Source organism: Pseudomonas sp. ChxA (assembly GCF_030263855.1).
Classification (GTDB): Bacteria; Pseudomonadota; Gammaproteobacteria; order Pseudomonadales; family Pseudomonadaceae; genus Aquipseudomonas; species Aquipseudomonas fluorescens_CB.
Map to the genome: position 1 here is coordinate 2,240,174 of NZ_JARPMK010000001.1, position 25,694 is coordinate 2,265,867.

The window sequence follows — 25,694 nt, forward strand, 5'->3', positions numbered from 1 at the left end:
ATCACGACTCCCGAACCCGGCTAGGGGTGGTATTTATTGGTTCCAGTTGATGCTCAAGGAAGCATCAAGCCATTGGTGGTAAGCGCTCGCCGCCTCATCCGAGGCATGTACCGAGAAGATGAACCCTGGGTAGCCGCCAAACGCGGGAGGTGGTGGAGAAAGGTGCCCAGCCTCGAAAAAGGTCACGATCCGAGCGGTTTCAGGGTGCTCCGCGACCTTTTCCAGCCCGCTGAAACCGTTGAAACGGCCATCGCCGCGCAGAGGAATGATGTAGTTCGCTGCCACTCTGGCGGCTCGCAGCACATCGGGCAGCGCCGGGGTCGGCAAACCCAGGGCAGCCTTCATGCACAGTGCGGCGAACGACACGCCGGTGCTCTGTTCCACCACAAAGTGCGAGACCCCCGAGCCCCCTATGCGTGCGCCGATTTCAATCACATACGCTTGCTGGTTGGCATCCAGGCGCAGCTCCACATGGGCGGCGCCCATGGTAATGCCCAGCGCCTTGACCCCGGCGCGCGCGGTTTCGCACAGCGCCATGATCAAGGGGTCGTCGATATCTCGACGCTGACGATAGATCGTTTCTTCAAACCAGGGCCCTTCGGGTTGGCCCTTGTCGCCCACTGCCAGGACATGCACCCCTTCGATATCGACAAAGCACTCCACAACGAATTCTTTACCCGGCAAATACTGTTCAACAACCAGGCCTACGGCTTTGTCCTGGTCATAGAAACGTGCCAGGTCCTTGCTCTGGACCTCCCAGACCGCATTGACGAGGGCGGGAAGCTCTTCGGCCGTTTTGGCCAGCATCACACCGGTGCTCGACCAGCCGGAGAGCGGCTTGATCACCAGTGGCAACCCCAGGGCGCGGGTTTGCGACAGGTCGTGCGGGTTATCGATGTAGCAAAAACCCGGCGACCTCAAGCCTGCCTCGGCAAAGGCCTGGCGCATCAGGTATTTGTTGCGGGCCAGCGCGGCCACATGGGGATCAATCCCAGGTGTACCGATTTTTTGCGCCGCCAGCGCCGTCCAGATGATCGCTTCTTCACGAACCGTCATCACCCCGCCAATCCCTCTCTCTTGCACGCCGGCCGCGAACGCTTCCAATGCCACCTGCGGCTCGTCGAAAACCGGCAACTGCCAGGTCGACGTGACTGCCGGCAAGTGCGCGGGAGCGCTTTCGGTCGTGTCGTAAATCAGTACCAGCTCAATACCTGCCGCTTCTGCGGCCTCAAATACAAAGGACAACTTGGCACTGCGGTGGCAAACCAACGCCAGCTTTTTCATTTTATTTCCTCACTAACCGGTTGGTTTGGCGGGCGACGCTTGAACGTCCAGCCCGAGACGCCTGATGCATCCATGAATAACAGGGTGATCCCCACCATGACCGCAATCATCGCGACGATTTTTACTGCACCCAACGTCGTGCCAGTACCGATCAACCACTCACCGGTGACCACGGCGAACGGCGCCAACAAGCCAATCGCATTGGCATACAACACACCGCCCTCGGCCAAGACCTTCTGGTACAACACATACACCGGCGCCGAGCAGGCAGCCCCCAGGATCAGCACTTTGAGTGCATCCCCAAGGTCCAGGAGCAACAAGGGCGCGGGGTCGAGAATGAACAGCGGCACAAAGCACGCCGCGGCGATCAGCGTGACCCAGGCCAGCGAGTTGATCAGGGGCAAATCCGTGAGGTAACGCTTGGACAGCAGGCCATAAACGGCGTAGGAAAGCGCCGCGACCAAGGCCAGCGCAATGCCTGATGGGCTGGCTGCGCCAACGTCGCCAGTGTGGGTGTTGAACGCCAGCGCCGCGACACTGACGATCACCACACCCGCCAGTTTGAGCCAGGAAAAACCCAGGCTGCGTGTCAGCAGGCCCAGCAGGTAGGTAATGCCCGGAATCGTCGCCAGGACCATGGTCAGGTCGCTGGCTTTCAGCGTTTTCAAAGCGCCGAAGCTGCAGACAAAATAGAGCGAGAACCCCAGGATCGACAGGATGAAAAACCCCGGCATCCTGGCGAGCAGGGGCTTGGAAGCCAGCGACGGTCGTGTGCCGAACGCCACGATCAGCCATAAGGCGGCCGTTGTGGCCCACAGCCTGAGCCCAACGGCATGCATCACCGAAATGCTACCGAGCAGGTTTTTCGACAGCAGCCAACTGATCGAGAACAACGCGAGAATGGCCACAGTGAACAGCAGCAGACGGACTTTCAATGCATTCATTGGGGGCACTCGGCCAGCACCCGGCGTGCGTAGTGCGTGGCCGGGAAATTGAAACGTGCCAGTGGGGTTTGCGGTGTGCCCAGATGTTGCTGCACATAGGCTTTGGCGCCCGCCAGATAGGCCTCGTCGTCGAGTGCTTCGAGGGCCTCGATATCGGCGATCATCGACACCAGTTTTTGGCCAAGACGCTCGCTGTCGAACGTGAGGTGGCCGTGCTCGGTTTCGACCAATGCCTTGGCATTGATCAGCATCTCAAAGAGCAAAATCCCGGTGCCGGCATCGAACGTCATGTGCTGGTCCGAGCCTTTGGGGTAGCGGAACATGCGTTCGAGCAGGATGAACTCGGCGATTTCACGCCAAAAGTCCGGTCGGTGTTCCAGCACCAGGCGCACCGTAATCAGGTCACACTTGGTCTCTTCCAGCAGGCCGGTAAACCAATTCAGCTTTATGTACAGGTTTTTGTCCAATGGGCGTGGCCCGGTGTGGTGCGCATAGTCGTGGTAATAACCCCACAAGCAACGCGCGTCGTACATGTCTGGCTCAGACATCTGGCGGCTGCTCAATTGGCCGAACAGGAACGGGCTTTGGCGCCCGAACAAACGGTCTGCCTCGACGAGTGTCTGCTCGTTGTAGATACGCAGAAACTTGCTGAAGAAGAACAGCGCGAAGGTCTGTTTATCGACCTTGGCTGCCGTGGCCACGGACTCTGGAAACAGCACAATGCAATTGCCTTGCAGGAACCCCTTCGAGGCTGCTCCCAGCTTGATGCATTGAAACGGTGCCACGTAATGCTCGGTGTACTGCGCGGCCTTTGCCAGGTAAGGGGTTTCACTGCGGTAGCCGGTGACCAGCTCCAGCCGGAAGCCTTCGGGGTCAGGGCCGTTGGTCGCGCGCATGGGGGCCAGTAGAAACAAGGCGTCGCCTGGGGCAGGGGTGTTGAAACTGGCGAGAGTCTTATCGAATAGAGGCCGTTGATCCAGGCCATTCTTCAGCCAGTTGCCCAGGTCTTCCAGGGTCGCCGTCAACAGCGGCGCAGACAGCCCGTCGATCATTGCGGCGTGCTGGTCGAGCTCGGCGATCAAGCGGTTGATGAGGGCATGGTCAGCCATGTCCGGCGCCTTGATGCTGCCATCCAATTCCTGGCGGGCACGCACTTGATCGACAATATTGAGCAGGGTCGACAGCGGATCAGGCTTTTGCATGGTCGGCTCGCTTCAGCGAATGGACCAGAAAGGCCATCGGCACCTGGCCGAAATCTTCAATGATGTTCAGCTCATGCAGGTCTGCCGCGACCACGGTGGTCACGCACGCATCTGCCTGGCCAGTGCTGCACAGCACGGCGGCATCGGCATTGCTGTTGGCAAACACTTTGCGGTAGTGGCTTGCCACCAGGGATTGGGGCGCGGGATGGGTCGCCACACTTTTTATCTGGTCGGCGCTGGTACGGCTGGCAAGCACCATGGAGTGGGTCGGCATGATGAAGCTGTCGCACAGCTCCATATCGCCCAGGCGGGTAAAAATCAGCGTATGCAAATCGGGGTACGCGGCGCAGCTTAAAAGATAGCCGTCCTGTTTTCCGGACAACTCATCAAAGGCTTGCTCAAGCGTCTCATGCAGAACAATTCGCTGCGTGGCATTGCGCTCTTCACGAGAGTCAAGCCACCACTGCGCGGCGGTGGCGCAATTGGTACCCTCGGGGCCAAGCGTATAGATGGTCGGGCTGATAGCCGTGCGCATGCTTTAACTTCCTTGTCAGTGCCCACCGGACAGCGGGCCAGAATCCATTCCTGCCACCCATTGGTGGCTGCCTTGGCGGAGGTTACTGTAGGTTTTTTGTTCAAGCAATACACCCGGCGCAACTAAACGTTGCCACCTCCGCAGGCGTTACCTGGCCGTCTGAATTCCTGCAAAGACCGACCCTGTCAGGGTTTATACTCACCGCCAATCTTCCCCCCGATCACATCCGAGAAAGCCCATGAGCACCTCCCTTTCCCTGAGCCCCGCGCGCAAGCCTATCGCGCCGTTGGTGGCTTTTATCATCCTGGTGGCCGGCGCCATATTCCTGCAAAACAGCGTCGGCTCGCGCCAGGTGCTGTTGCTGGTGGTCGGCGCTGCGCTGGGCCTGACCCTGTACCACGCCGCTTTCGGTTTCACGTCGGCCTGGCGCGTATTTATCAATGATCGACGCGGCGCCGGTTTGCGCGCCCAGATGGTTATGCTGGCGGTGGCGGTGTTGCTGTTCTTCCCGGCATTGGGCGCGGGCACATTGTTCGGGCAGCCGGTGGTCGGGCTGGTAGCACCGGCTGGCGTATCGGTGGTGTTCGGGGCGTTTATCTTTGGTATCGGCATGCAGTTGGGCGGCGGGTGCGCGTCCGGCACGCTGTTCACCGTGGGCGGCGGCAATGCGCGCATGCTGGTGACGCTGCTGTTTTTTATCTGCGGTTCGCTGATTGCCACGCACCATGTGGATTGGTGGTTCGCGTTGCCGGCGTTCCCGGCGGTGTCCATCGTCAAGAGCTTCGGCGTGTTGCCGGCCATGATTCTGAGCCTGGCCGTGTTCGCAATCATCGCGCTGGTCACCGTGCGTTTGGAAAAGGGCCGTCACGGTCAGCTTGAACCCGGCGTGAGCAGCGAGCACATCGGCCTGCGCCGTTTCCTGCGCGGGCCTTGGCCGTTGGTGTGGGGTGCAATCGGCCTGGCGCTGCTTAACTATGCGACGTTGGCGCTGGCCGGGCGGCCATGGGGCATCACCTCGGCTTTCGCGCTGTGGGGCGCCAAAGTGGCCAGCGGCTTGGGTGTGGACGTGGCCAGTTGGGCGTTCTGGCAAATGCCGGGCAATGCCAAAGCTCTGGCAGCGCCTGTGTGGGAAGACATCACCAGCGTGATGGACATCGGCATCGTCCTCGGTGCGCTGTTGGCTGCGGGCCTGGCCGGGCGTTTTGCCCCAAGCCTGAAAATCCCGGCACGCTCGCTGGTGGCCGCAGTGATCGGTGGTTTGATGCTGGGCTATGGCTCGCGCCTGGCCTACGGCTGCAACATCGGCGCGTACTTCAGCGGCATCGCCTCCGGCAGCCTGCATGGCTGGGTGTGGTTGGTGGCAGCGTTTATTGGTAACAGCGTCGGTGTGCGACTGCGCCCGTTCTTCTTCGCAGGCGAGCGACCGCAGGTGGCCTTGAGCGGTTGCTGAACCCCAACGACCTATAAGGTAGCCCCATGATCAGAGAGTTGAGAACCTTCGTGAGCGCCGCCCGCCGTGGCACTTTCGCCGCCGCCGGACAGCAGGTGGGGCTGACGCAATCGGCGGTGAGTGCGCAGATCAAACACCTCGAGGACGCCTTGGGCGTCAAGCTGTTCGACCGCACCGGTCGCTCCGCCACGCTCAATGCGGCCGGGCAGCGCGCGGTGCCGCTGGCGGAGGAGATCCTCGATATTTTCTCGCGCATGGGCGCGCCCGACAGCGCCAACAACTTTCACGGCTCGCTGCGCATTGGCGCCATCGGCAGTGTGCAAACCGGGATCCTGCCCCAGGCGCTGGTCGCGCTTAAACGCCGCGCACCGTTTATCGAGGTCAGCCTGGTGCCGGGGGTTTCGCTCAACCTGCTCAGCCAGGTGGATGCCGGTGAGCTGGATTTGGCGATCATGATCCACCCGCCGTTCAACCTGCCCAAAGACCTGAATATCGAAGTGATCGCCCGCGAGCCCTTTGTGCTGATTACCGCCAAGGACGTGCAGGGCGACGACCCGCTGCAGATCCTGCGGGAGCAACCCTTCGTGCGGTATGACCGTGGCTCGTTCGGCGGGCGCCAGGTCACGCAGTTTCTCAAGGAACACAAGATCCAGACTCAGCAGGCGCTGGAACTCGACGAGTTGGACGCCATCGTCAAGATGGTGCGCAGTGGCCTCGGTGTGTCGCTGGTGCCCTTGGCTGGCCTGTGGCTGGAACACGGCAGCGACGTGCGGGTTTTGCGATTGGACAAGCTCACGTTCTACCGTGAAATTGTGCTGCTGACCAAGTACACCCAGCGCCAACTGCCGCTCTTCGAATTATTCAGGGCGTGCGTCATCGAAGTGCTCGGTGCGCCGAAGTAGGGCGCGAGCATCGAAATTATTGAGGCTCAGGGCGAAGGATATCCGCTTTATCCGTGGGGCTTTCTGGTGAAGAATCGGGTTCTAACCAAACAGAACCTGCAGGTAGCCACCGTGAGCCTTTCTCCCTTTCACCTAGCGATTCCCGTCTACGACCTGGCCGCCGCGCGTCACTTCTACGGCGATGTGTTTGGCCTTTCGGAAGGCCGCTCCAGTGCGCAATGGGTCGACTTCGACTTCTACGGCCACCAACTGGTGATTCACGAGCATCCCAAAACTGCATCCCAGGAGTCGGTGCACTCCAACCCCGTGGACGGCCACGATGTGCCGGTGCCGCATTTCGGCATCATCCTGCAGTGGGAACAGTGGGAAGCCTTGGCCGATCGGCTGCGCGCGCGGGAGACCCAGTTTGTGATCGAACCCTACATCCGCTTCAAGGGTGAGGTAGGCGAGCAGGCCACCATGTTCCTGTTCGACCCGTGCGGCAATGCCCTGGAGTTCAAGGCGTTCAAAGACATGAGCCTGCTGTTCGCCAAGTAAGCGCCCACCGTGCGACCGTCGCCACCAGAGCGACGGCGTTTATAAGACAGTGAAGCCCTGCGGGGCGGATCTTCATGCCTGCCGCATGCGAGATATGCCGTGATGTCTGACGTTAACTGTGAGACCAGGCCCGTGCCTGCGTCGCTGCGTTGGCAGTTCGAAGCCTGTGGCGACAATTGCATCGTGGTGGTGTTTGCGACGCTGTTCAGCGCGCAGGCCAACCGCCGTGCCGTGGCGTTGAGCGCCGCGCTGCACGACTTGCAGGCGCGTGGAAAGCTGTGCGGTATCACCGACGTTGTCCCTGCACTGGTGACAGTAGGCGTGCATTATTGCCCCTACACTTTCGCAATGCAGTATCCGCACTTAACGCCCTTTGACGCCGTTGCCCAGGTGCTGGAAAACGCGCTGTTGGGCCTGCAAAACACACCTCCCACCCCCACCAAACAGTTGGAAATCCCCGTGTGCTATGAGGGCGAGTACGCACCTGACTTGTTGCACATCGCCAACGCCTGCGCCCTGACGCCAAGCGAAGTGATTGCCGCGCACAGCGGCCAATGGGTGGATGTACTGATGGTCGGTTTTGCGCCGGGCCATCCTTATATCGGCATGCATCAACCCGCATTGAAGCTGGCCCGCAGGGCCGTGCCGCGTACCGTGGTCAAGCAGGGCAGTGTGGGGTTGGCCAATTGCCAAAGCGTGATTTACCCCTCGGATTTGCCGGGAGGCTGGAACATCATCGGCCGCACACCATTGAGCCTGTTCACGCCAGCCAATGATCCGCCCTGCCTGCTGACGGGCGGCGATCAAGTGCGTTTTGTGCCGATCAGCGCCCGTGAGTTCGAGTCCCTGGCCGGAGTGCGGCCATGACGATCAAAGTGATCAGGCCCGGGCTGTTTTCCTCGTTCCAGGACACCGGGCGCACCGGTTTCCAGCATTGGGGCGTGCCGGTCAACGGTGCGATGGACCAGGACGCCCACGCACTGGCCAACCTGCTGGTGGGTAACCCGACCCACGCAGCCAGCCTGGAAATCACCCTGCAAGGCCCGGTGCTGTGCTTTCAGGCCAAGGCCTTGATTGCCCTGGCAGGCGCCGACCTGGGCGCACGCCTGGACGGTGTGGTGCTCAAACCTGGGCAGGCCATCTGCGTAAAACCGGGCGCGGTGCTGAGCTTCGAAAAGCGCGAATACGGTGTACGGGCTTACCTGGCCGTCAGCGGTGGTTACCTGCTGCAAGCGGTGATGAACAGTGCCAGCACTTACAGCCGAGGCGGGTTCGGTGGGCTGTGCGGGCGCGCGCTTAAAGCCGGCGATGTGATCCCTATCTATTCTTCATTTGCCAACCCGCCACGGGTGAATATGCCAACCGGCTGGCTGCTCAACCCGTCAGCCAATGCCGTCTCGATCCGCGTGCTGCACGGCCGCGAATGGCACGACTTTTCTGCGTCGGCCCGTCATGACTTCCTCAACGAGCCTTATCAAATGACGGCTGCCTCGGACCGCATGGGCTACCGGCTGGAAGGTGCCGCCCTGGACCTGACGCAGCCCAAGCAACTGCTCTCCGAAAGCGTGACCTTCGGCACCGTGCAAGTGCCGGCGGGCGGGCAGCCGATTGTGTTGATGGCCGACCGGCAAACCACCGGTGGCTACCCACGTATTGCGCAGGTGGCCAGTGTCGATCTACCCAAACTCGCGCAACTGATGCCGGGTGATGAAATTCGCTTCTCACTGATCGATTTGCCCACGGCGCAGGCATTGCTGGTAGCGCGTATGGGCTGGCTTAAAAAACAGGAGGCCGCCCACTCATAAACCTGCGTAGCCACCCAACAATAAAAACCGGAGCGCTACATGATCAAGCCTACGTTCAACCTTCTTACTGTCGAGCATTAAAACCCCCTGGTATCCCGGCGGGTTTACTTCTGGGTGGCGCAATCCACCTCAATAACTCAAACGACCCAAGGTCGGAGTGGAAGGTGTTTATGTCTCGAGTGTTTTCTACTACAGCGCCATCGCCGCGTTTTAATGCGCGTGCAAAAACCACCGACACCAGTGCCACTGACATAGCCAAGCGCGCTGCGATCGCCGCCGCCACGGGCACGGCGGTGGAGTATTACGAGTTCGGTGTGTACGGCTTTATGGCGACGATTATCGCGCCGTTGTTCTTCCCCAGTGATAACGCCGCTGCGGCGTTGTTGGCCACGCTGGCGGTATTCGGCAGTGCCTTCCTGATCCGGCCGCTGGGCGGGATTTTGTTGGGCCGCCTGGCCGACCGTATCGGCCGCCGCAAAGTATTGCTCAGTACCGTTATCGGCATGGGCACCGCGACGGCGGCCATCGGCCTGTTACCGACTTCGGCCCAGGTGGGCATTGTTGCGCCGATCCTGCTGGTGCTGATCCGGCTGGCCCAGGGCTTTTTTGCCGGTGGCGAAGTGGTCGGCGCGGCGGCGTTCCTGGCCGAGTCTTCGCCCAAAGGCCGCCGTGGGTTTTATGGCGCCTTCACGCCGGTCGGCGTGGCGATTGGCGGCTCGATGGCGGCAATCATCTGCGGCATTACCACTGGCCTGGTCGATGCCGAACAACTGCAAGCCTGGGCTTGGCGGATTCCGTTTTTCCTGGCCATTCCCCTGGTGATCTTCTCTTGCATCATGCGCCACAATGTCGAGGAAACGCCTGAGTTCAAAGCCTTCCTGGCGGTAGAGAAACCACCCACCGCACCGGTCAAGGAAGTGCTCACCCAGAACCTGCCGGCGGTGCTGCGGGTGGTGGTGTTCGCCTTTGCGCAGAACGCCGGCTACTACATCGGCCTGGTGTTCATGAACATCTACCTCACCACCTACCTGCATTTTGAAAAAGCCAAAATCTACTGGGTGATTGCCGGCGTCAGCCTGTGCATGGCGGCGATGATGCCGTTGTGGGGCGGGCTGTCGGACCGCATCGGGCGCAAGAAGGCCCTGGCGATTGGTTTTGTCGGCTATGCGGTGCTGGTCATTCCGATGATGGTGCTGATGAACAACAGCAGCCTGTTGATTGCGGTGCTGGCGTTTTTTGTCGCGACGTTGCCAATGCCGGTGATCCAGTCGGTGGGCTATCCCACCTACGCCGAACAGTTTCCAACCCGCGTGCGGTATACCGGCATGGCGATCAGTATCAACCTGGGAGCGATTTTAGGCGGCGGCATCACGCCGTACATCGTCACCGCGTTGATCGGCTCGACCGGCAATTTGCTGGTGCCAGGATTCTTCATGGCCGGGGCGGCGGTGTGTGCGTTGGTGGCCTTGACCACCTTGCGGGAGACCTCGCAGGGTGATCTGCGCCGTTAAGTCTGTATGTCCTAAACGGTCCTGAAGTGGTCCGGCGCCGGCCTGTTGGTCATCGACGGGTGTGCTTACCATGGCTTGCATCAACCACCGTGATGCAAGCCACAAGGACCTGTCATGAGCCGCAAAGCCCTTATCGTTATCGATGTGCAGCATTCATTCCGTCATTCTGCCTACTGGTCCGAAAATGACCTGCCAATGTTCCTGGAAAAACAGCAAGCGCTGATCGATGGGTGTGTTCAACAGGGCATCCCGGTGATACAAGTCTTCCATGTTGAAGACCAAGGGCACTTTTCGATGGCATCGGGCAATGTCAAAACCTTGAGCGAGTTGTCGATCAACCCCGACCTGATTATCCACAAGCGTTTTCACAGCGCCTTCGCCGGCACGCCTTTGGCTGCGCGGCTGACGCAGATGGGCGTGAGCGCGCTGATCATCAGTGGCATCCGCACCGAGCAGTGCTGTGAAACCACCACGCGGCAGGCGTCGGACAGCGGTTTTAGCGTGGATTTTGTCAGCGAAGCGACCCTGACATTCCCGATGACCCATGCGCGCAGTGGCCGCGAATACAGCGCCGCCGAGATTCGCGAGCGTACCGAACTGGTGCTGGAAGAGCGCTTTGCGCGCATCGTCACGGTCGCCCAGGCCTTGGAGAGTTGAACCCGTGAGCGTGCCGGTGCTGTTCGTGCTGTTGCCCAATGTGCTGATGCTGGACCTGGCCGGCCCCGCCGAGGTGCTGCGCCTGGCCGCGCAGTCCGACGACCCGGCGGCCATCGACTTCGACTTGCAGTACGTCAGCCCGGTGCCGTCCCTGCAAACCTCGATTGGCTTGCCGCTGGCCGGCTTGGCGCCCCTGCCGCCAAGCCTGGCGCCCGGCACGCTGGTGGTGTTGGTCGGCTCCACGTCAAAGGTGAGCAAGGCGCAGCAACAGGCGTTCGAGTCGGCCAGCGACACTTTGACCCAATGGCTGCAAAGCGTGTTTGCGGCGTCGGGCCAGCGGCTGGTTTGCGTGTGCGCCGGCGCATTGAGTGCCGCCCGCGCGGGGTTGCTCGATGGCCGCCAGTGCACCACCCATCATGCGCTGTGCGCGGCATTGCAGGCCCTGGCGCCCAAGGCCCGGGTGCTGGAAAACCGGCTGTATGTCACGGACGGCCCAGTCAGTTGCAGCGCCGGTGTCACGGCGGGCATCGACCTGATGCTGCACCTGCTCGCCGAGTTGGCCGGGCCACGCCTGGCCTGCAGCGTGGCGCGCGACATGGTGGTGTACATGCGTCGCGGCGGCGCCGACCCGCAGCTCTCAGCCTGGATCACCGGGCGCAACCACCTGCACCCGGCCGTGCACCGGGTGCAGGACGCCATCGCCGCAGCGCCCTGTGATGCCTGGACCGTCACCCGCATGGCCGAACTGGCGTGCACCAGCAGCCGACACCTGGCGCGGCTGTTCCACGAACACGTTGGCATCAGCCCGCTGGATTACCTGCACACGCTGCGTATCACCGTGGCCCGTGAACTGCTCATGGCGTCGAGCCTGGACATGGAAACCGTCGCCGAGCGCGCAGGCTTTGGGTCAGCCCGGCACTTGCGGCGTATCTGGGGCAAATATGAAACGGGGACGCCTTCAAGCGGGCGTATCGGCGCCACTGGTTGAGGCTTGATCGGCCTCGGCTTCGAGTTTGGCGCGGTCGGCTTTGCTGATGTATTTATCTTTGCTTTTGGGCGCCAGTTTGGCGCTGGCCTTCTTGGCTTTGGCCTTGAAGAGCTGCTTGAGTTTTTTCTGGCGGTTCATGTGTCGGTGCCTGGTGGGTGAAGGCCCGGATGATATCAGGTTAAAAACCTGGGTCGCTTTTTAGCGTCAATCTGTGCATTGAACGCCCTGGGGTTTTACCAATAATCGGGCCGTGAATTCAGCACAAACGGAAAACACCGATGAGCATCCACACCCGCACCAAACGCCTGACCGTCCCGCAACTGGTCGCCATGAAGGGCCAGCAGAAAATCGTCTCCCTCACCGCGTACTCCAGCGCCATCGCCAAGTTGATCGACCCACTGGTCGACTTCATTCTGGTGGGTGATTCCACGTCGATGGTCGGCTACGGCCGGGCCTCGACCTTGAGCATGCAGCTTGAAGAAATCATCGGCCATACCCGCGCCGTGGTCGACAGCACGCGCCTGGCCTGCGTGATTGCCGACATGCCGTTTGGCAGTTATCAGGAATCCAACGAGCAAGCGTTTCGCAACTGCGCCCAAGTGCTGGCGCGCACTGGTTGCGATGCGGTCAAGCTGGAGGCCAACGTGGCGTTGGCGGGCACCGTTGAATTTCTGGTGGCGCGCGGCATTCCGGTGATGGCCCATGTGGGGTTGATGCCGCAGTTCGTCAACGTGATGGGCGGGTTCAAGGCCCAGGGGCTCACGGCCGAAACCGGCGCAGTGATTGCCGCAGATGCCCGTGCCAACCTGGAGGCGGGCGCCTTCGGCCTGCTGCTCGAAGGGGTGGCCGAAGGCGTCGCGCGGCAGATCACCCTGGATACAAAGATGCCCACTATCGGCATTGGCGCCTCACCGGCTTGCGATGGCCAGGTGTTGGTGACCGAAGACCTGTTGGGGTTGGGCGGCGAGCACCTGCCGCGCTTCGTCAAACAGTACGCGGATGTAGGCGCGGTCATTCGCGATGCCTGCGAGCGCTTTGCCGATGACGTGCGCCATGGCCGTTTTCCCGAAGCGCGGCATTGCTACGGGCTTTGATCGATCGCTTCGGCCAATAGCTTTACGGCCTGGGCGATGTCCTTGCTCCAGTCGAGGGTGTAGCTCAGGCGCAGGTGGTGCGGCCAGGCGCCGTGCAGGCTGAACAGCTCGCCGGGGGCGATGACGATGCGCTGGGCCAGCAGGCGCTCAAACACCTGGCGCATATCAACCGCGTGAGGCGCCTGCAGCCAGAAGCTGGCGCCGCCTTGGGGCGCGATTACCTGCCAGTGTTCCTCCAGCAAGGCTTTCATGCCGGTCATGCGCTCCAGCAGCAGCGCCCGCAGCGTTTTCAAATGCGTGTCGAGTCGCTTGGACGTGAGCAACTTGGCAATGGCCCGCTGCCGGATCGGCGACAGCCGAAACCCGCGCTCCATAAACACCCGTTGCAATTGCGGCGCGTGCCCGCGGCACAGCACATAGCCATACGGCGCTTCCGAGCCGATAACCTTATCGAAGGTCGAAAATACCAACAGCTTCTGCGGCTCGGCAAAGTCGCGATAGCGCGCCGGCAGCGGTTCGAAATACAGCTCGCCATAGGTGTCGTTTTCCAACAGCCAGATATCCCGCGCCGCCAGCCAGCGGCAGATCTGCTGCTTGTCGTGTGCAGGCATCACGCCGCCCTGGGGGATATTCACCGTTGACGACAGCACCGCCAAGCGAATCGGCTCACGCGCCAGCACGCCTTCGAATGCCGCCAGGTCGAAACGCCCGTGGGCGTCGAGGGGCATTTCGATCACGCGAATCTTCGCCGCCTGCAACTGGCGCAGGATCGCCCACGAACACGGTGACTCCACCAGCGCCACAGTCCCGCACAGGTCCAGCGCATTGAATGCCGCATCCAGCACGCTGTGCAAGTCCGCGCCGATATACACCTGGTCGGCCTGCCAGTAGTGGTCGGCAGATTGGGTGTAGCGCTCGGCCAGTGCCGCGCGCAATTCGGGCTCACCGAAGGGTAAATAGAGCGGCGCGAGGGAGCGTGGGTGCTGGCGGGTCAGTTCACGTTCAAGCATCAGCAGCGGGTTTTCCAGCGACAACAGCATCGCCGGTGCATCACTGCTCAAGGCAAGCATTCCCGGCTGGCGGGCATTGGCGAACACCTGATCGAGCAGGTTGGTTTCAGTGGATATCGGAGCAGGCATGGCCCTTATGAAGTAACCCTGTTTGGGCCGCGCGTAGATCCGCCCTTCATCCTCAAGCAAGGCATAGGCGTACTTGGTGGTCGACACCGACACGCCAAGGCGCTCGGCCAATTGGCGCAGGGACGGCAGTTTGCGCTCGCCTGGCGATGGGCTGGCGTCGATCAACTCGACGAGGTAGCGGTAGACCGTCTGATAGGCGAAAGCGCTGTGTTGGGTGCTATTCATGCTCACTCGAACCGTTTGAGTCCCCCCGTGATGGGGCCGGTCCAGTATTACGCAAGGCCGTTGAATACGGAAACTGCCGGGCCTTCGACCCAAAGGGCAGGCGCCCCCTATCCGGTTTGCGCCGGGAACTTGCGCAATAATTGTTGGTAGGTGGCGTTAAGGGCGCGGTCCAGTGGCGTGGCTTCCGCGTCCGGGCGAGGCGTGTCACAGCGTGTTCGCAAGGGGTTGATGACCAGTTCCGCCTGCGCATTGACGGTCGCCAGTGTGGGGCGCGCGACGCTGCTCGCATGGCTTTTTGATAGAACTGCCCTGTCAAACGAGCCGGACACACCGTAGTGGTTAAGTTGGGTGTTCAAGTGGTCCAGTGTCGCCAAGGGGTCGGCACACAGCGCGTCATAACTGATGCCGATCGAAGCGGGGTGCTGGCATTGCAGGATGCGGTTATTCAGGTCGCTCCAGAGCTGCGCGCGGTGATCGTCGCTCGGCCCCGCCCACTCGTAACCTTGATCCCAGGAGCGCCTCAGGCTCTGGATAACCCCTGAATAGTGGCGAAACATATAAATAAACAGTGCAGTGGGGTGCAACGCCTGCAGTTGCGTGAGTATTCGTGCATTCCACGGTGTGGAGTCGCACAGGATCGGTTTTTGCGGGTTGGCTGCCCTGATGTCGTCAAGGAAGTCCAGCGCATTGCCCATCAGGTTGGCGCGATAAGCCTCGGCATACGGCCCCGGCGTTCTCCTGAAAGCCTCCTGGCTGACTTGGGTGGAGAAATACGATACGCCCAACTCCCCGCAATAATTCACGTTAGCCAGTGACCCCAGCAACTCCCCCATCAATGTATTGCCCGAACGCGGGCAACCACAGACAAAAATCATCTCGATCATTTCAGGCTGCCCTCGCAGGAAGCGCTTCCCATGGGTGGGGCAGCGGGCAGGGACTCGTCACTTTTAAACGATTTTGAAATACGTAAGCCGATAGCGACAAGGCCAATCACGCTGCACAACAGGAACACAGAGAACAGAAGGCTGGTTCGCTCAGCGGATGCCGGCTGGGCGTAGGCAATGTAAAAGACCAAAGGGAGTTTGATCAGCGCGGACAGTACAAATGTCAGTTTTTTGATAAAGGTCGTATCGCCTTTGGCACGCAAGACTGCCCGTTGCGCGAAAAGTGTGATGCAACTGATCAGTGTGATCAGGCTAATTAGAAAAATGACGCCGGAGGGCGGGCTGGTTGGCTGTAATGCGTGGTAGAGGTAGGCATAACAGAGGCCCGCGCAAAACAGTGCCAGCGGCAGGCTGTAGAGCAGATAACCAGTCACCGTAACGCTATAGGTGCGTCTGCTTTCATTAATGGCTTGCGCGATAAACACCGAGGCGGCGGTTGCAAAACCCAGCGAAACACCTTGAAGCATCGCCGTCGTTGAAAAGTAAAAACTCATTAACGCCACGAATTGAACATCCTCAACCAGCACGTACAGGATCAGGAAGTCCACCAGCGTTGAAACACTCATTGCCATGAACAAGTTGAACGCATCTGCGCTAAAGCTGTTTTGAAAGGTGGGCTGGATGCCCGGCGCGTGATGCGCTTTTACAGAGGCGCATGCAGCCAGGCGTTTGTAAGCGCGGATCATCAGCGCCAGATAGAGGAGCTGCGCCAGTGCACAGCCGGCGCCCACATACGCCAGGTCAAGTTTGAAATACAGGACACTGACGGCTGAAAAGGCGCCGCCAAGGCTCAGTGAAACAAGCAAGGCGCGGAAAATATCGTGGCCCTTTTTCTTGGCAATCAGCGCCATGTAATAGGGGCTTGCCAAGGTGACGGCAATATAAGAAATCGCCATCCAGCGCAAATAGGTCGGTACCGCATCGACATCGCCACTCGGCTCTACCAGTCGGGTAATCGAGTGGGCCCCGAGGAAAAATATGACAAAGCAGGCCACCGCGCCCAGCGCCGAAAAACGCACCATGCGTTTGAGCATGGCGTCGAACGCCGCTTGTTGATGGCCGCCATTCAATCGGTTGAGCCGTATGCTGCCGGCGCCGTTCATGGCGATGATCATGGCGCCATAAATAAAATAGATTCTATTGATGTACCCGGCAGACGCCGCTGCACTCAAACTGATAGTAGCGGCCAGGAAAATACTCAACATGTTCTGCGCGGCATTCACGCAATTGCTCAGCACCAACGGTAGAGCGGTTTTTAGAACGGGCCGCCATTCGGGCAGGGCATGTTTCACTTCACGTCACCCCATATGAATTTGTGCAGCGGTCGCGGCGTCATCCACACATTGAGATGGCTTGAGTGCTCGTCAGTGGGCAGCGCACGATGAATCGTGCAACGAGGCAGGTACATCACGTCACCGGCCCGCAGGGTTATTTCGTAGCTCGGCGCATGTTCCGCCACGTGCGCCCTGACCATTGGTGTATAAAAGTGCGGGGATGAAACAGCTTCGACGTCTGCAACGATTGCCGGCCACACCTGCCATTTCTTGCTCCCCTCCAACTGGATGATGAAGGCATCATGGGCGTCAAAATGTTCGTCAAAAAGAGTGCTGGCGGTGGGCGCATAAAATAAGCAGAAACTGAACGTGAACGGTGACAATTCTGCATTCAAACGGTTGGCCAGTGTATTGAAGTTGCTGTCATATTTTTCCAGCCAGCGCAGGTAAACGGCGCACCCTTCCTGTGCGATCAACTCCCGGATATTTTCTTTGATGCACCTGCCGCCTGAGGTGTAGGCGTCACGCCGGCAATAGGTTCCATCCTTTATGATCAGCAAATCTTCATGCTCAACAGGGTTGCTCAGCAGGGAGAGAATGTAGTCAGCGCTTTGATTGCCGACCAAGGGCTTGGCTGCGGTTTTCGAGGTGATGAGGGATGTTTCCCAGCGGTGGGGAAACAACACCTGCTTGCTGATGCCAAACAGTTCTTCAAACACGGTTATCTCTCGGCTCGGTGAGGGCATTTAAAGGTGTTCTTCAAGCGCTTGGGTAAACCCTGAAAGCTGGATAAGCAGGTTGTCAGTGGCGGCAGGTGTTGCGCACTCAAAACATTCGGAAAATGCGGAGATAACGGCGCTTGGATAAATCTCATAGTGCACGGAAAAACGTTGCAGGTGACGGTAGCCTCTGAATAATTGCCCGTTTATAGCAAAGAAAATATGACAAAAAGCGGCATACAAAATCCCGAGCATTTCATAGTAAGTGAAGAAGTCTTTGCGGATAAGGTATTTGCTGAGGTTGTAGTTTTTCAGGTACCGAAGTTTGTCTGAAATAATGAGGCTCGCGTGTTCGTAAGAGAAATCTATGCGCCGTATCAGCTCGACTACTTCAGGTGTCGAGTGAAGGTAAATACCCTCTTGCAGGTTGGCAAGACAGTCCTGATGGCTGGCTGAAAGGTCGGTCATCGACTGAAAGCTCTCTATCATGTTCTCAAGGCTTTCCAGGCTGATCAGGCGAACATCCAGTTTGTTGCCAGGTGGAAACTCGGTGTCGATTCGATATTCGTATTGCCTATGTTCATAGGGTAAATCAAGGTGTTCCAGGCAGCCGATCATATGGCGCTCGGAAACGATCAGGCATACATCGGTATCGGAGAGTGTATCGGCCGTGCCTTTAGCCAATGAGCCGCCAATGAACACAGCGTGCAGGTTTGAAACAAATTCACTTGCACCCTGACAGGCAAGAAAGGCCTGTACATGTTGTCGACGCTCTTCAAGTAACCCGCTGTCGGTCATAGGGTGGCTGGCGGCGGGTAAAAGGGTTTGCGCCTCTAATGCATAGAGCGAAAACGGCAGTGCGCAGCGATATTTGCCTGTGCGCTGTATATTCAACGTGTCACCGTGGATTTTTAACATGCGCTGAAAGGCCCGGCTTGCAAGTATCAAATAGACTGTGCGTAGTGTGTAACGGTTTTTTCGCGTGGGGCTTTACATGTAGCGGGGTTCACCGTCCATCGTGGCGACCATGCCCGATTTGAACAGTTCTTTAGTGGCCAGCAGTGCTTTTACTTCTTTGACGCTGTCAGCAGCGTCAGCGGGTTGAGCGCGGTTGATTTTAGCAGCGAGTGCAGAGAACTTAGCGCGGGAAACGGTTTTCGATTGAGCGGTCATAATCATTCCTTAATTAGTCTGCAAACCGGGATTGATAACGTAGGTGGCTAACGATCGAAAATCAATACGGCATTACAAATTTCATGTTTTTATAATTAAGGCTTAACCGGATTGACTTTAAAGCTTAATCTTCGTGCGGGCGTACCGGCCCGAAACCCAGCAAGTGCACCACAGCAAAGCCCGGGTCGATGGCCAAACGCAGGTCGAAAGGTGCGAGGAGCACATCCCGGCATTTTCGACGATGGCTTTGCGCGCGATCGTGCGGTGTTTGAGGCCTTGCACTCATCATGAGCAGGGCTAAAGGTTTGGTGAAATCAATTCATTATCTCTGCCTCTATGGTCAGCATAAACTGCACCTCATTGTAGATACAGTAAAGACTTGGGCTGAGCGTCAGCGCTATAAGGCAACCCGTGAATTCAAGTCTGTCTCAACTTTTTAAGGTGCCAGGTGGTCATGAACAACGCGTTTGAGTTTACGATTAAAAGTATTTGTTTTGACGAGCACTATCGCCCCTCTGAAAACACGCGCATTACCACCAATTTCGCTAATTTGGCGAGGGGCGAGCGCCGCCAGGAGAACTTGCGCAATACCTTGAAGATGATCAATAACCGCTTCAATGCCTTGGCGCATTGGGATAATGCCAACGGTGATCGGTATGCGCTCGAGCTCGAGATCGTTTCCGCTGAGATGCAGATCGGTGTTGAAGGCGATGGGCAGGCCATTCCGCTGATTGAAGTGCTGAAAACGACGATTGTGGACCGTAAAACCAATGAGCGCCTTGACGGCATCGTCGGCAATAATTTTTCTTCGTATGTACGCGACTATGACTTTAGCGTGGTGTTGCTGGGCCATAATAAGGGCCAGGCTGAATTCAGCACGCCCGATGATTTCGGCGACTTGCACGGCAAGCTGTTCAAATGCTTCGTGAACTCGAGTGCGTACACGCAGAATTTTAAAAAGCTACCGGTTATCTGCCTGAGTGTTTCGAATACCAAAACCTATCATCGCACTGAAAATCTGCACCCTGTGCTGGGTGTTGAATACCAGCAGGATGAGTATTCGTTAACCGATGAATACTTCAAGAAGATGGGCTTGAGCGTTCGCTATTTCATGCCGGCAAATAGCGCTGCGCCGTTGGCGTTTTATTTCTTTGGCGACTTACTCAGCGATTACACCAATCTTGAACTTATCAGCACCATCAGCACGATGGACACCTTTCAGAAAATTTACCGGCCTGAGATTTACAATGCGAACTCGGTCGCCGGTAAAGCGTATCAGCCCAGTTTGAAACATCAGGATTATTCATTAACCCTGATTGTCTATGATCGAGAAGAGCGCAGTCAGCTGGCGATAGAGCAGGGCCGGTTTGTTGAGGAGAACTTCATCAAGCCCTATCACGCTGTTCTTGAACAGTGGTCCGCCCACTACGCGGTTTGACTCATTTAAAGCATAAGGTTGTTTACCATGAAAAAATTACTGCCCACTTCAACCGCTGGCAGCTTGCCAAAACCCGCTTGGCTTGCCGAGCCCGAGACGCTGTGGTCACCCTGGAAGTTGCAAGGTGATGAGTTGGTTGAGGGCAAGCAAGATGCCTTGCGCCTGGCATTACAGGAACAGCAACACGCCGGGATTGATATCGTCAGTGATGGTGAGCAAACGCGTCAGCACTTTGTCACCACGTTTATCGAGCACCTCAGCGGGGTTGATTTCGAGAAACGTGAAACCGTCAGGATTCGTGATCGCTATGACGCGAGCGTGCCGACGGTGGTGGGCGCCGTTGCCCGGCAAAAGCCGGTGTTTGTCGAAGATGCCAGGTTCTTGCGCCAGCAAACCGACCAGCCGATCAAATGGGCGCTGCCAGGCCCAATGACCATGATCGATACGCTGTATGACAACCACTATAAAAGCCGCGAAAAACTCGCGTGGGAATTCGCCAAGATCCTCAATGAAGAAGCCCGGGAACTGGAAGCGGCGGGCGTCGACATTATCCAGTTTGATGAACCGGCCTTTAACGTGTTCTTCGACGAGGTGAATGACTGGGGCGTCGCCACCCTGGAACGGGCCATTGAAGGTCTTAAATGTGAAACAGCGGTGCATATCTGTTATGGCTATGGCATCAAGGCCAATACCGACTGGAAAAAGACCCTGGGGTCAGAATGGCGGCAATATGAAGAAGCCTTCCCCAAGCTACAGAAATCCAGCATCGATATCATTTCGCTGGAATGTCACAACTCCCATGTCCCCATGGACCTGATTGAGCTGATTCGCGGTAAAAAAGTCATGGTCGGGGCCATTGATGTGGCAAACCACGCCATTGAAACGCCGGAGGAAGTGGCCGATACCCTGCGTAAAGCCCTTCAGTTTGTTGATGCCGACAAGCTTTATCCGTGCACCAACTGTGGCATGGCGCCCTTGCCTCGCCGCGTGGCAAGGGGCAAGTTGAATGCGTTGAGCGCAGGCGCAGAGATCGTTCGAAGAGAGCTTCTCAACGCGCGCTGAGCCAACATCGGAAGGGGTGTACGCAGTTGCACCCTCTGTTCAGGATTTACCATGTCATTTCCCACTACGACGGTCGAGCCACTGAGCTTTCGCGAAGCGCTCGGGCACTACGCGTCCGGTATTACGGTGATTACCTCGCACCTGGATGACGAACCGGTCGGCTTCACATGCCAGTCGTTCTACAGCGTGTCGGTGAGCCCACCGCTGGTGTCATTCAGCGTGATGTCGAATTCGGCCAGCTACCCCAAAATTCGCCAGGCCGGTCGATTCGTGGTCAATATCCTCTCGGGTGAGCAGGCCGGGATTTCCAACCAATTCGCCCGGCGCGGCACAGACAAATGGCGCGGCGTGCAATGGCAGCACTCGCCTTTGGGTAATCCGATCATTGCCGGCAGCCTGCACTGGCTGGATTGCGAAATTCACGCCGAACACACAGCCGGTGACCACTTGATTGTGATTGGCGAAGTGAAAGCGTTAAGCCTGCAAGCTGTAGCTGCGGCGCAGCCCTTACTGTATTTCAAGGGGCAGTATTGCAACATTGCTGCACAGGTTTAATGGACAAGGGCAGGGCAGGATTCTGGCCTGCCCCCCCCATTCACTTAGTGGCGTAAAAACTCAAGCAAGTCCGCATTGATAACATCCGCATTCGTCGTCGGCATCCCATGGGGAAACCCTGCGTAGGTTTTCAACGTCCCGTTCTTCAGCAGTTTTGCCGACAACGGCCCGGAATCTTCATACGGCACAATCTGGTCATCATCGCCGTGCATCACCAGCACGGGGATCGTTATGCGCCGCAAAGCCTCAGTAAAGTCCGTCTGGGAAAACGCCACAATCCCGTCGTAATGGGCGATTGCGCAACCCATCATGCCTTGTCGCCACCAGTTCTGGATCACGCCTTCCGCCGGTTTTGCACCTGGCCGGTTATAGCCATAAAAAGGCCCCGACGGTACGTCGCGATAGAACTGCGCACGGTTGGCTTTGAGTTGCGCCTGCATGTCGTCGAACACCGACTTGGGCAAGCCGCCTGGATTGCTCGGTGTTTGCAGCATCAACGGTGGTACGGCGCTGATGAGGACGGCTTTGGACACGCGGTCCTCGCCGTGGCGGGCAATGTAGTGGATGACCTCGCCACCGCCGGTGGAGTGGCCCACATGGGCGGCGCCCTGTACACCAAGGTGGTTGACCACGGCGGCGACGTCGTCGGCGTAGTGGTCCATGTCGTGGCCGTCCCAGACCTGGCTGGAGCGGCCATGGCCGCGGCGGTCGTGGGCGACGACGCGGTAACCGTTAGCCAGGAAGAACAGCATCTGCGCATCCCAGTCATCGGCGCTGAGTGGCCAGCCGTGGTGGAAGAAGACCACCGGGGCATCGCGTGGGCCCCAGTCTTTGTAAAAGATCTCAACGCCGTCCTGCGTAGTGACATACCCCATGTTCATCTCTCCAAAGTGATTGATCGGCCATCAACAGCAACGTGTTGATCGTGACCGGTTGAACAAAGTGCGGCTCAACCGATGGGCGGCCACGCTTGGCTGCCTGATCACTTGAGGTTTACAGTCCGCCTCAAGGTCACTGAGTCGGCGGAGTGGAACATGAGAATAGGCGAACTGGCGAAACTCAGCGGGTTGGCGCCATCACGCATCCGTTTCTACGAAGCGAGCGGCCTGATCAAGTCGGTCACGCGCAAGGCCAACGGTTATCGTGACTATGCGCCGGAGGCTGCGGGGATGTTGCAACTGATCACGGGCGCGCAGGCGGCAGGGTTTTCCCTGGAAGAAATCCGCCAATTGCTGCCGATGAATGCCAGCGGGTGGCAGCACGAGGCGTTGCTCGGTGGGCTCAAGCGCAAGGTCGAGGAAATCGAGGTGTTGCAGCAACGCCTGGCGCAGAATAAGGCCCAGTTGCTGCGGGTGATTGACGGCATCGAAGGCAAGCCTGAGGGCGTGGCGTGTGCGGACAATGCGCAATTGTTGCTCAACCGCCTGCAGGATGAGCGCGAGAAAGCCGTGCATTGACCGGAAAAAAGTATTGACCTTAAAGTTGGCTTTAATCTTAGGGTGGTCCCACGCCAACTGAGGACTGCCCCATGAATCTGTTCGACCCCCTGTTGTTACCCAACGGTTCGACCATCAACAACCGCATCGCCAAAGCCGCCATGGAAGAGAACATGGCGGACGCCGACCAGGCGCCTTCCGCCGATTTGCTGCGTCTCTACCAGGCTTGGGCCGACGGCGGCGCTGGCCTGATCATCACTGGCAACGTAATGGTCGACGGTCGCGCCATGACCGGCCCGGGCGGCGTGGTGTTGCAGGACGAACAACAACTGGACAAGTTCAAGCGCTGGGCACAAGTGGGGCGCGCGGGTGGCGCGCAATTCTGGTTACAGATCAACCACCCCGGGCGCCAGATGCAGGCCAACCTGGGGCAACAGACCTGGGCACCGTCGGCGGTCGCCATGGACCTGGGCACGTTATCCAAACACTTCAACCGCCCCCAGGCGATGACCGCCGAGGGGATTGCCGAGGTTATCCAGCGTTTTGCGCGCACCGCACGCCTGGGCGAACAAGCCGGTTTTACTGGCGTGGAAATCCATGCGGCGCATGGTTATTTGTTGAGTCAGTTCCTCTCACCGTTGAGCAACCAACGCACAGACGCGTGGGGCGGCTCCCTGGAAAACCGCGCGCGGCTGTTGCTTGATATCGTCAAGGCGGTACGGGCGGTGGTTAGCAGGGAATTCGCGGTGGCGGTCAAACTCAATTCCGCCGATTTCCAACGCGGTGGGTTCACCGCCGATGACGCCAAGCAGGTGGTGGAATGGCTCAACGACTTGGGCGTGGACCTGGTGGAATTGTCCGGTGGCAGTTACGAAGCGCCCGCCATGCAGGGGGACGCGCGTGACGGCCGCACCCTGGCGCGTGAGGCTTATTTTGTTGAGTTTGCCCACGACATCCAGACGGTCGCCAAGATGCCGGTGATGGTCACCGGCGGGATCCGCCGCCGTCCGGTGGCTGAAAGCGTGGTGCACAGCGGCGTGGACATGGTGGGCATCGGCACCGCGTTGGCGATTGATCCGCAACTGCCGCGTGCGTGGCTTGAAGGCAAAGACACCGCGCCCGAACTGCCGCCGATCAGCTGGAAAAACAAAGCCTTTGCCTCCTTGGCCAATATGGCGCGGGTCAAGTTCCAACTGCGCAAACTCAGCCAGCGCAAGCAGCCTGATCCCGGCGTATCACCGTTACGCGCATTGATCGAGCAACAACTGGCCAACGCTTTGCGCACGCGGCAGTACCGCCGCTGGATCGCCAAGCGTGGTGAGGTGGAATCAGGACACGCTTAATTCTGCTGCCTGAACCTTCACCCGCGTCGCGCGCCGTGCCATCACCCAGGCCAACACCGGCGCCAGGGTAAACAGTGCAAACAGCCACTGTGCCGCATTGGCGATGCCGGCATTGCCGGTTGCGTCGTTGATACCCGCCACGTTGGAAATCACTCCCGCCAATGCCGCGCCCAGGGCCATGGCGAACAGCTGCAAGGTGGTGATCGACGCGGCGGCCGTGTCCTTGTCCTGCTCCGACGCCACTTGCAGGATGCGCGTCAGCAGGTGTGGCCAGCCCAGGCCGATGCCGAAACCGACCAGGAACAGCCCCAGGCAGATCGGCGCCAGCCGCGCCCATTCGCCCAGGCTGGCCACTGGCGTGGTGAGGGCCAGCAGCACCAGCCCGGCGACGATAAACAACGGCCCCGCGAGGATGGCGCGCTGTGCGCTGCGGCCGCTCCAGCCGGAGCTGAGGATTTCCGACACGGTCCAGCCGGCCGCCATCAGCGCGGCCATGTACCCGGCAACCAGCGGTGATTGACCATGCAGGTGTTGCAGAAAATACGGCATGAAAATCTCGCTGCTCATGCCGATCACCAGCAGGCAAGTGGTTGCATACAGCGCGCACAGCGGGGCGTCGAACTTCAGCGCGTCCTTGGGCAGCAGCCGTATGGTCGCGTTGGACTCGTGGCGGATCAGCACCCACACCAGCACGGCGCACACCGCGATGCCCAGCAGGTTCCAGCTCGGTAGCGCCGACACGCTGCCCGCGCACACCGCCAGCACGGCGGCGGCCAACAGCACCAACTGTGGCACCGGCAAGCGGCTGGCCGTGCTCGCCGTGGGATCGCGTGGCGGTAGCGCACGGTGGGTGAGCACCATATAGGCAAGGCTTATCGGCACCATGGCGCCGAAGGCAAAACGCCAGGCGTCCAGCTCGGCAAACACGCCACCCACGGCCGGCCCGACCAGTGTCGCCACGCCCCACATACCCGACACCAGCGCCATTGCTCGCGGCCACAGGCGCTCTTCAAACACCAGTTGGATCATCGAGTAACACAAGGCCAGCAACATGCCGCCGCCCAACCCCTGAATCAAGCGCCCGACCAGCATCACCGGCATGCTCGGTGCCAAGGCGCAGATCAGCACGCCGACCATAAAGATCAATGTTGCGAGGGTGTACGCCAGCCGTGGCCCGGTGCGCTGCAGCAGCTTGGAGGTGAGGGCAGAGCCGAGGATCGAAGCCACCACATACAGCGTGGTGCTCCACGCGTACAGCGCCAGCCCGCCGATTTCGGCGACCACCGACGGCAGAATGGTCGTGGCGATATAGGTGTTGGTGGCATACAGCGCGATGCCGCCGGAAAGGGCGATGGAACGGGTGGCGTTCTTGCCCCGGAGTAACTCGCTCCAACTGCTGTCTTGGGTGTGCATCGACGATTCCTTGTGCCGCTGTCGGGCTTGGGTTAATTTGCCAAGCAATTGCTTTGAATATTGC

General features: G+C 59.1%; 27 protein-coding genes. 14 read left to right on the plus strand and 13 right to left on the minus strand.

Annotated features, from left to right (window positions below; genetic code table 11):
• Positions 1-33: 33 nt before the first annotated feature.
• Genes P5706_RS09985 through P5706_RS10000 form a run of 4 tightly spaced genes read right to left on the minus strand, consistent with a single transcriptional unit; the run spans position 34 to position 3,965 of the window.
• Positions 34-1,284, minus strand: coding sequence for an ATP-grasp domain-containing protein (locus tag P5706_RS09985; protein ID WP_285679129.1), 1,251 nt, complete (start codon positions 1,282-1,284; stop codon positions 34-36).
• Complete coding sequence (locus P5706_RS09990; protein ID WP_285679130.1) at positions 1,281-2,228, minus strand: DMT family transporter; 948 nt, start codon at positions 2,226-2,228, stop codon at positions 1,281-1,283. The genes P5706_RS09985 and P5706_RS09990 overlap by 4 nt, the downstream gene beginning before the upstream one ends.
• Positions 2,225-3,430: a DUF6421 family protein gene (locus P5706_RS09995; protein ID WP_285679131.1), complete on the minus strand. Its 1,206-nt coding sequence runs from the start codon at positions 3,428-3,430 to the stop codon at positions 2,225-2,227. The genes P5706_RS09990 and P5706_RS09995 overlap by 4 nt, the downstream gene beginning before the upstream one ends.
• The gene (locus P5706_RS10000; protein WP_285679132.1) at positions 3,417-3,965 is read right to left on the minus strand and encodes a type 2 periplasmic-binding domain-containing protein; all 549 of its coding nucleotides are present in this window, start codon (positions 3,963-3,965) and stop codon (positions 3,417-3,419) included. Before P5706_RS10000 ends, P5706_RS09995 begins: the two co-directional genes overlap by 14 nt.
• 238 nt (positions 3,966-4,203) lie before the next feature.
• Between P5706_RS10000 and P5706_RS10005 the strand changes: the two genes are divergently transcribed.
• The 8 genes from P5706_RS10005 to P5706_RS10040 all read left to right on the plus strand — a co-directional run bounded on the left by P5706_RS10005 (position 4,204) and on the right by P5706_RS10040 (position 11,815).
• Positions 4,204-5,415 (plus strand): YeeE/YedE family protein, encoded by a 1,212-nt coding sequence (locus tag P5706_RS10005; RefSeq protein ID WP_200431330.1) that lies wholly within the window; start codon positions 4,204-4,206, stop codon positions 5,413-5,415.
• Between the two features lie 26 nt (positions 5,416-5,441).
• The gene (locus P5706_RS10010) at positions 5,442-6,317 is read left to right on the plus strand and encodes a LysR family transcriptional regulator (RefSeq protein ID WP_200431331.1); all 876 of its coding nucleotides are present in this window, start codon (positions 5,442-5,444) and stop codon (positions 6,315-6,317) included.
• Between the two features lie 111 nt (positions 6,318-6,428).
• Positions 6,429-6,854 carry a VOC family protein gene (locus P5706_RS10015; RefSeq protein ID WP_285679133.1) on the plus strand — a complete coding sequence of 142 codons (426 nt, stop codon included), beginning with the start codon at positions 6,429-6,431 and terminating at the stop codon, positions 6,852-6,854.
• A 102-nt stretch (positions 6,855-6,956) separates the two neighbouring features.
• Positions 6,957-7,721 carry a 5-oxoprolinase subunit PxpB gene (pxpB, locus tag P5706_RS10020; RefSeq protein ID WP_285679134.1) on the plus strand — a complete coding sequence of 255 codons (765 nt, stop codon included), beginning with the start codon at positions 6,957-6,959 and terminating at the stop codon, positions 7,719-7,721.
• Entirely contained in the window at positions 7,718-8,659 is a 942-nt protein-coding gene (locus P5706_RS10025) for a 5-oxoprolinase subunit C family protein (RefSeq protein WP_285679135.1), read from the plus strand. The genes pxpB and P5706_RS10025 overlap by 4 nt, the downstream gene beginning before the upstream one ends.
• A gap of 170 nt (positions 8,660-8,829) precedes the next feature.
• Complete coding sequence (locus P5706_RS10030) at positions 8,830-10,170, plus strand: MFS transporter (protein ID WP_200431335.1); 1,341 nt, start codon at positions 8,830-8,832, stop codon at positions 10,168-10,170.
• A gap of 114 nt (positions 10,171-10,284) precedes the next feature.
• Positions 10,285-10,827 carry a cysteine hydrolase family protein gene (locus P5706_RS10035; protein WP_200431336.1) on the plus strand — a complete coding sequence of 181 codons (543 nt, stop codon included), beginning with the start codon at positions 10,285-10,287 and terminating at the stop codon, positions 10,825-10,827.
• Between the two features lie 4 nt (positions 10,828-10,831).
• Entirely contained in the window at positions 10,832-11,815 is a 984-nt protein-coding gene (locus P5706_RS10040; protein WP_285679136.1) for a GlxA family transcriptional regulator, read from the plus strand.
• Here the strand turns inward: P5706_RS10040 and P5706_RS10045 are convergent.
• On the minus strand, positions 11,786-11,953 hold the full coding sequence (locus tag P5706_RS10045) for a DUF2986 domain-containing protein (protein ID WP_017136986.1): 168 nt from the start codon (positions 11,951-11,953) through the stop codon (positions 11,786-11,788). The genes P5706_RS10040 and P5706_RS10045 overlap by 30 nt on opposite strands.
• Before the next feature lie 140 nt (positions 11,954-12,093).
• Here P5706_RS10045 and panB point away from each other — a divergent pair, with 140 nt between their 5' ends.
• On the plus strand, positions 12,094-12,909 hold the full coding sequence (gene panB, locus P5706_RS10050) for a 3-methyl-2-oxobutanoate hydroxymethyltransferase (protein ID WP_285679137.1): 816 nt from the start codon (positions 12,094-12,096) through the stop codon (positions 12,907-12,909).
• Here panB and P5706_RS10055 read toward each other — a convergent pair.
• The 6 genes from P5706_RS10055 to P5706_RS10080 all read right to left on the minus strand — a co-directional run bounded on the left by P5706_RS10055 (position 12,897) and on the right by P5706_RS10080 (position 18,383).
• Positions 12,897-14,273, minus strand: coding sequence for an aminotransferase-like domain-containing protein (locus tag P5706_RS10055; RefSeq protein ID WP_200431339.1), 1,377 nt, complete (start codon positions 14,271-14,273; stop codon positions 12,897-12,899). The two genes, panB and P5706_RS10055, sit on opposite strands and share 13 nt — an antisense overlap.
• Positions 14,274-14,380: 107 nt before the next feature.
• On the minus strand, positions 14,381-15,157 hold the full coding sequence (locus P5706_RS10060; RefSeq protein WP_200431340.1) for a sulfotransferase: 777 nt from the start codon (positions 15,155-15,157) through the stop codon (positions 14,381-14,383).
• Complete coding sequence (locus tag P5706_RS10065) at positions 15,154-16,509, minus strand: MATE family efflux transporter (RefSeq protein ID WP_285679138.1); 1,356 nt, start codon at positions 16,507-16,509, stop codon at positions 15,154-15,156. Before P5706_RS10065 ends, P5706_RS10060 begins: the two co-directional genes overlap by 4 nt.
• Positions 16,506-17,210, minus strand: coding sequence for a JmjC domain-containing protein (locus P5706_RS10070; protein ID WP_285679140.1), 705 nt, complete (start codon positions 17,208-17,210; stop codon positions 16,506-16,508). Before P5706_RS10070 ends, P5706_RS10065 begins: the two co-directional genes overlap by 4 nt.
• A 27-nt stretch (positions 17,211-17,237) precedes the next feature.
• Positions 17,238-18,128, minus strand: a complete 891-nt coding sequence (locus P5706_RS10075; RefSeq protein ID WP_200431343.1) for a nucleotidyltransferase domain-containing protein — start codon at positions 18,126-18,128, stop codon at positions 17,238-17,240.
• A 72-nt stretch (positions 18,129-18,200) separates the two neighbouring features.
• Entirely contained in the window at positions 18,201-18,383 is a 183-nt protein-coding gene (locus tag P5706_RS10080) for a hypothetical protein (protein WP_099487348.1), read from the minus strand.
• 454 nt (positions 18,384-18,837) lie between these two features.
• Here P5706_RS10080 and P5706_RS10085 point away from each other — a divergent pair, with 454 nt between their 5' ends.
• Genes P5706_RS10085 through P5706_RS10095 form a run of 3 tightly spaced genes read left to right on the plus strand, consistent with a single transcriptional unit; the run spans position 18,838 to position 21,438 of the window.
• On the plus strand, positions 18,838-19,821 hold the full coding sequence (locus P5706_RS10085; protein WP_200431344.1) for a DUF1852 domain-containing protein: 984 nt from the start codon (positions 18,838-18,840) through the stop codon (positions 19,819-19,821).
• A 27-nt stretch (positions 19,822-19,848) separates the two neighbouring features.
• Entirely contained in the window at positions 19,849-20,883 is a 1,035-nt protein-coding gene (locus P5706_RS10090) for a methionine synthase (protein ID WP_285679141.1), read from the plus strand.
• A 51-nt stretch (positions 20,884-20,934) separates the two neighbouring features.
• Positions 20,935-21,438, plus strand: a complete 504-nt coding sequence (locus tag P5706_RS10095; RefSeq protein WP_200431346.1) for a flavin reductase family protein — start codon at positions 20,935-20,937, stop codon at positions 21,436-21,438.
• Positions 21,439-21,482: 44 nt separating this feature from the next.
• Here the strand turns inward: P5706_RS10095 and P5706_RS10100 are convergent, their stop codons facing one another.
• Positions 21,483-22,313 (minus strand): alpha/beta fold hydrolase, encoded by an 831-nt coding sequence (locus tag P5706_RS10100; protein WP_200431347.1) that lies wholly within the window; start codon positions 22,311-22,313, stop codon positions 21,483-21,485.
• A gap of 159 nt (positions 22,314-22,472) precedes the next feature.
• On the opposite strand from P5706_RS10100, the gene P5706_RS10105 reads away from it, so the two are divergent.
• The gene (locus P5706_RS10105; RefSeq protein ID WP_285679143.1) at positions 22,473-22,895 is read left to right on the plus strand and encodes a MerR family transcriptional regulator; all 423 of its coding nucleotides are present in this window, start codon (positions 22,473-22,475) and stop codon (positions 22,893-22,895) included.
• 71 nt (positions 22,896-22,966) lie between these two features.
• Positions 22,967-24,217: an NADH:flavin oxidoreductase/NADH oxidase family protein gene (locus P5706_RS10110; RefSeq protein WP_285679144.1), complete on the plus strand. Its 1,251-nt coding sequence runs from the start codon at positions 22,967-22,969 to the stop codon at positions 24,215-24,217.
• On the opposite strand, the gene P5706_RS10115 is transcribed toward P5706_RS10110, so the two are convergent.
• On the minus strand, positions 24,203-25,630 hold the full coding sequence (locus tag P5706_RS10115) for an MFS transporter (protein WP_285679145.1): 1,428 nt from the start codon (positions 25,628-25,630) through the stop codon (positions 24,203-24,205). The two genes, P5706_RS10110 and P5706_RS10115, sit on opposite strands and share 15 nt — an antisense overlap.
• Positions 25,631-25,694 lie beyond the last annotated feature (64 nt).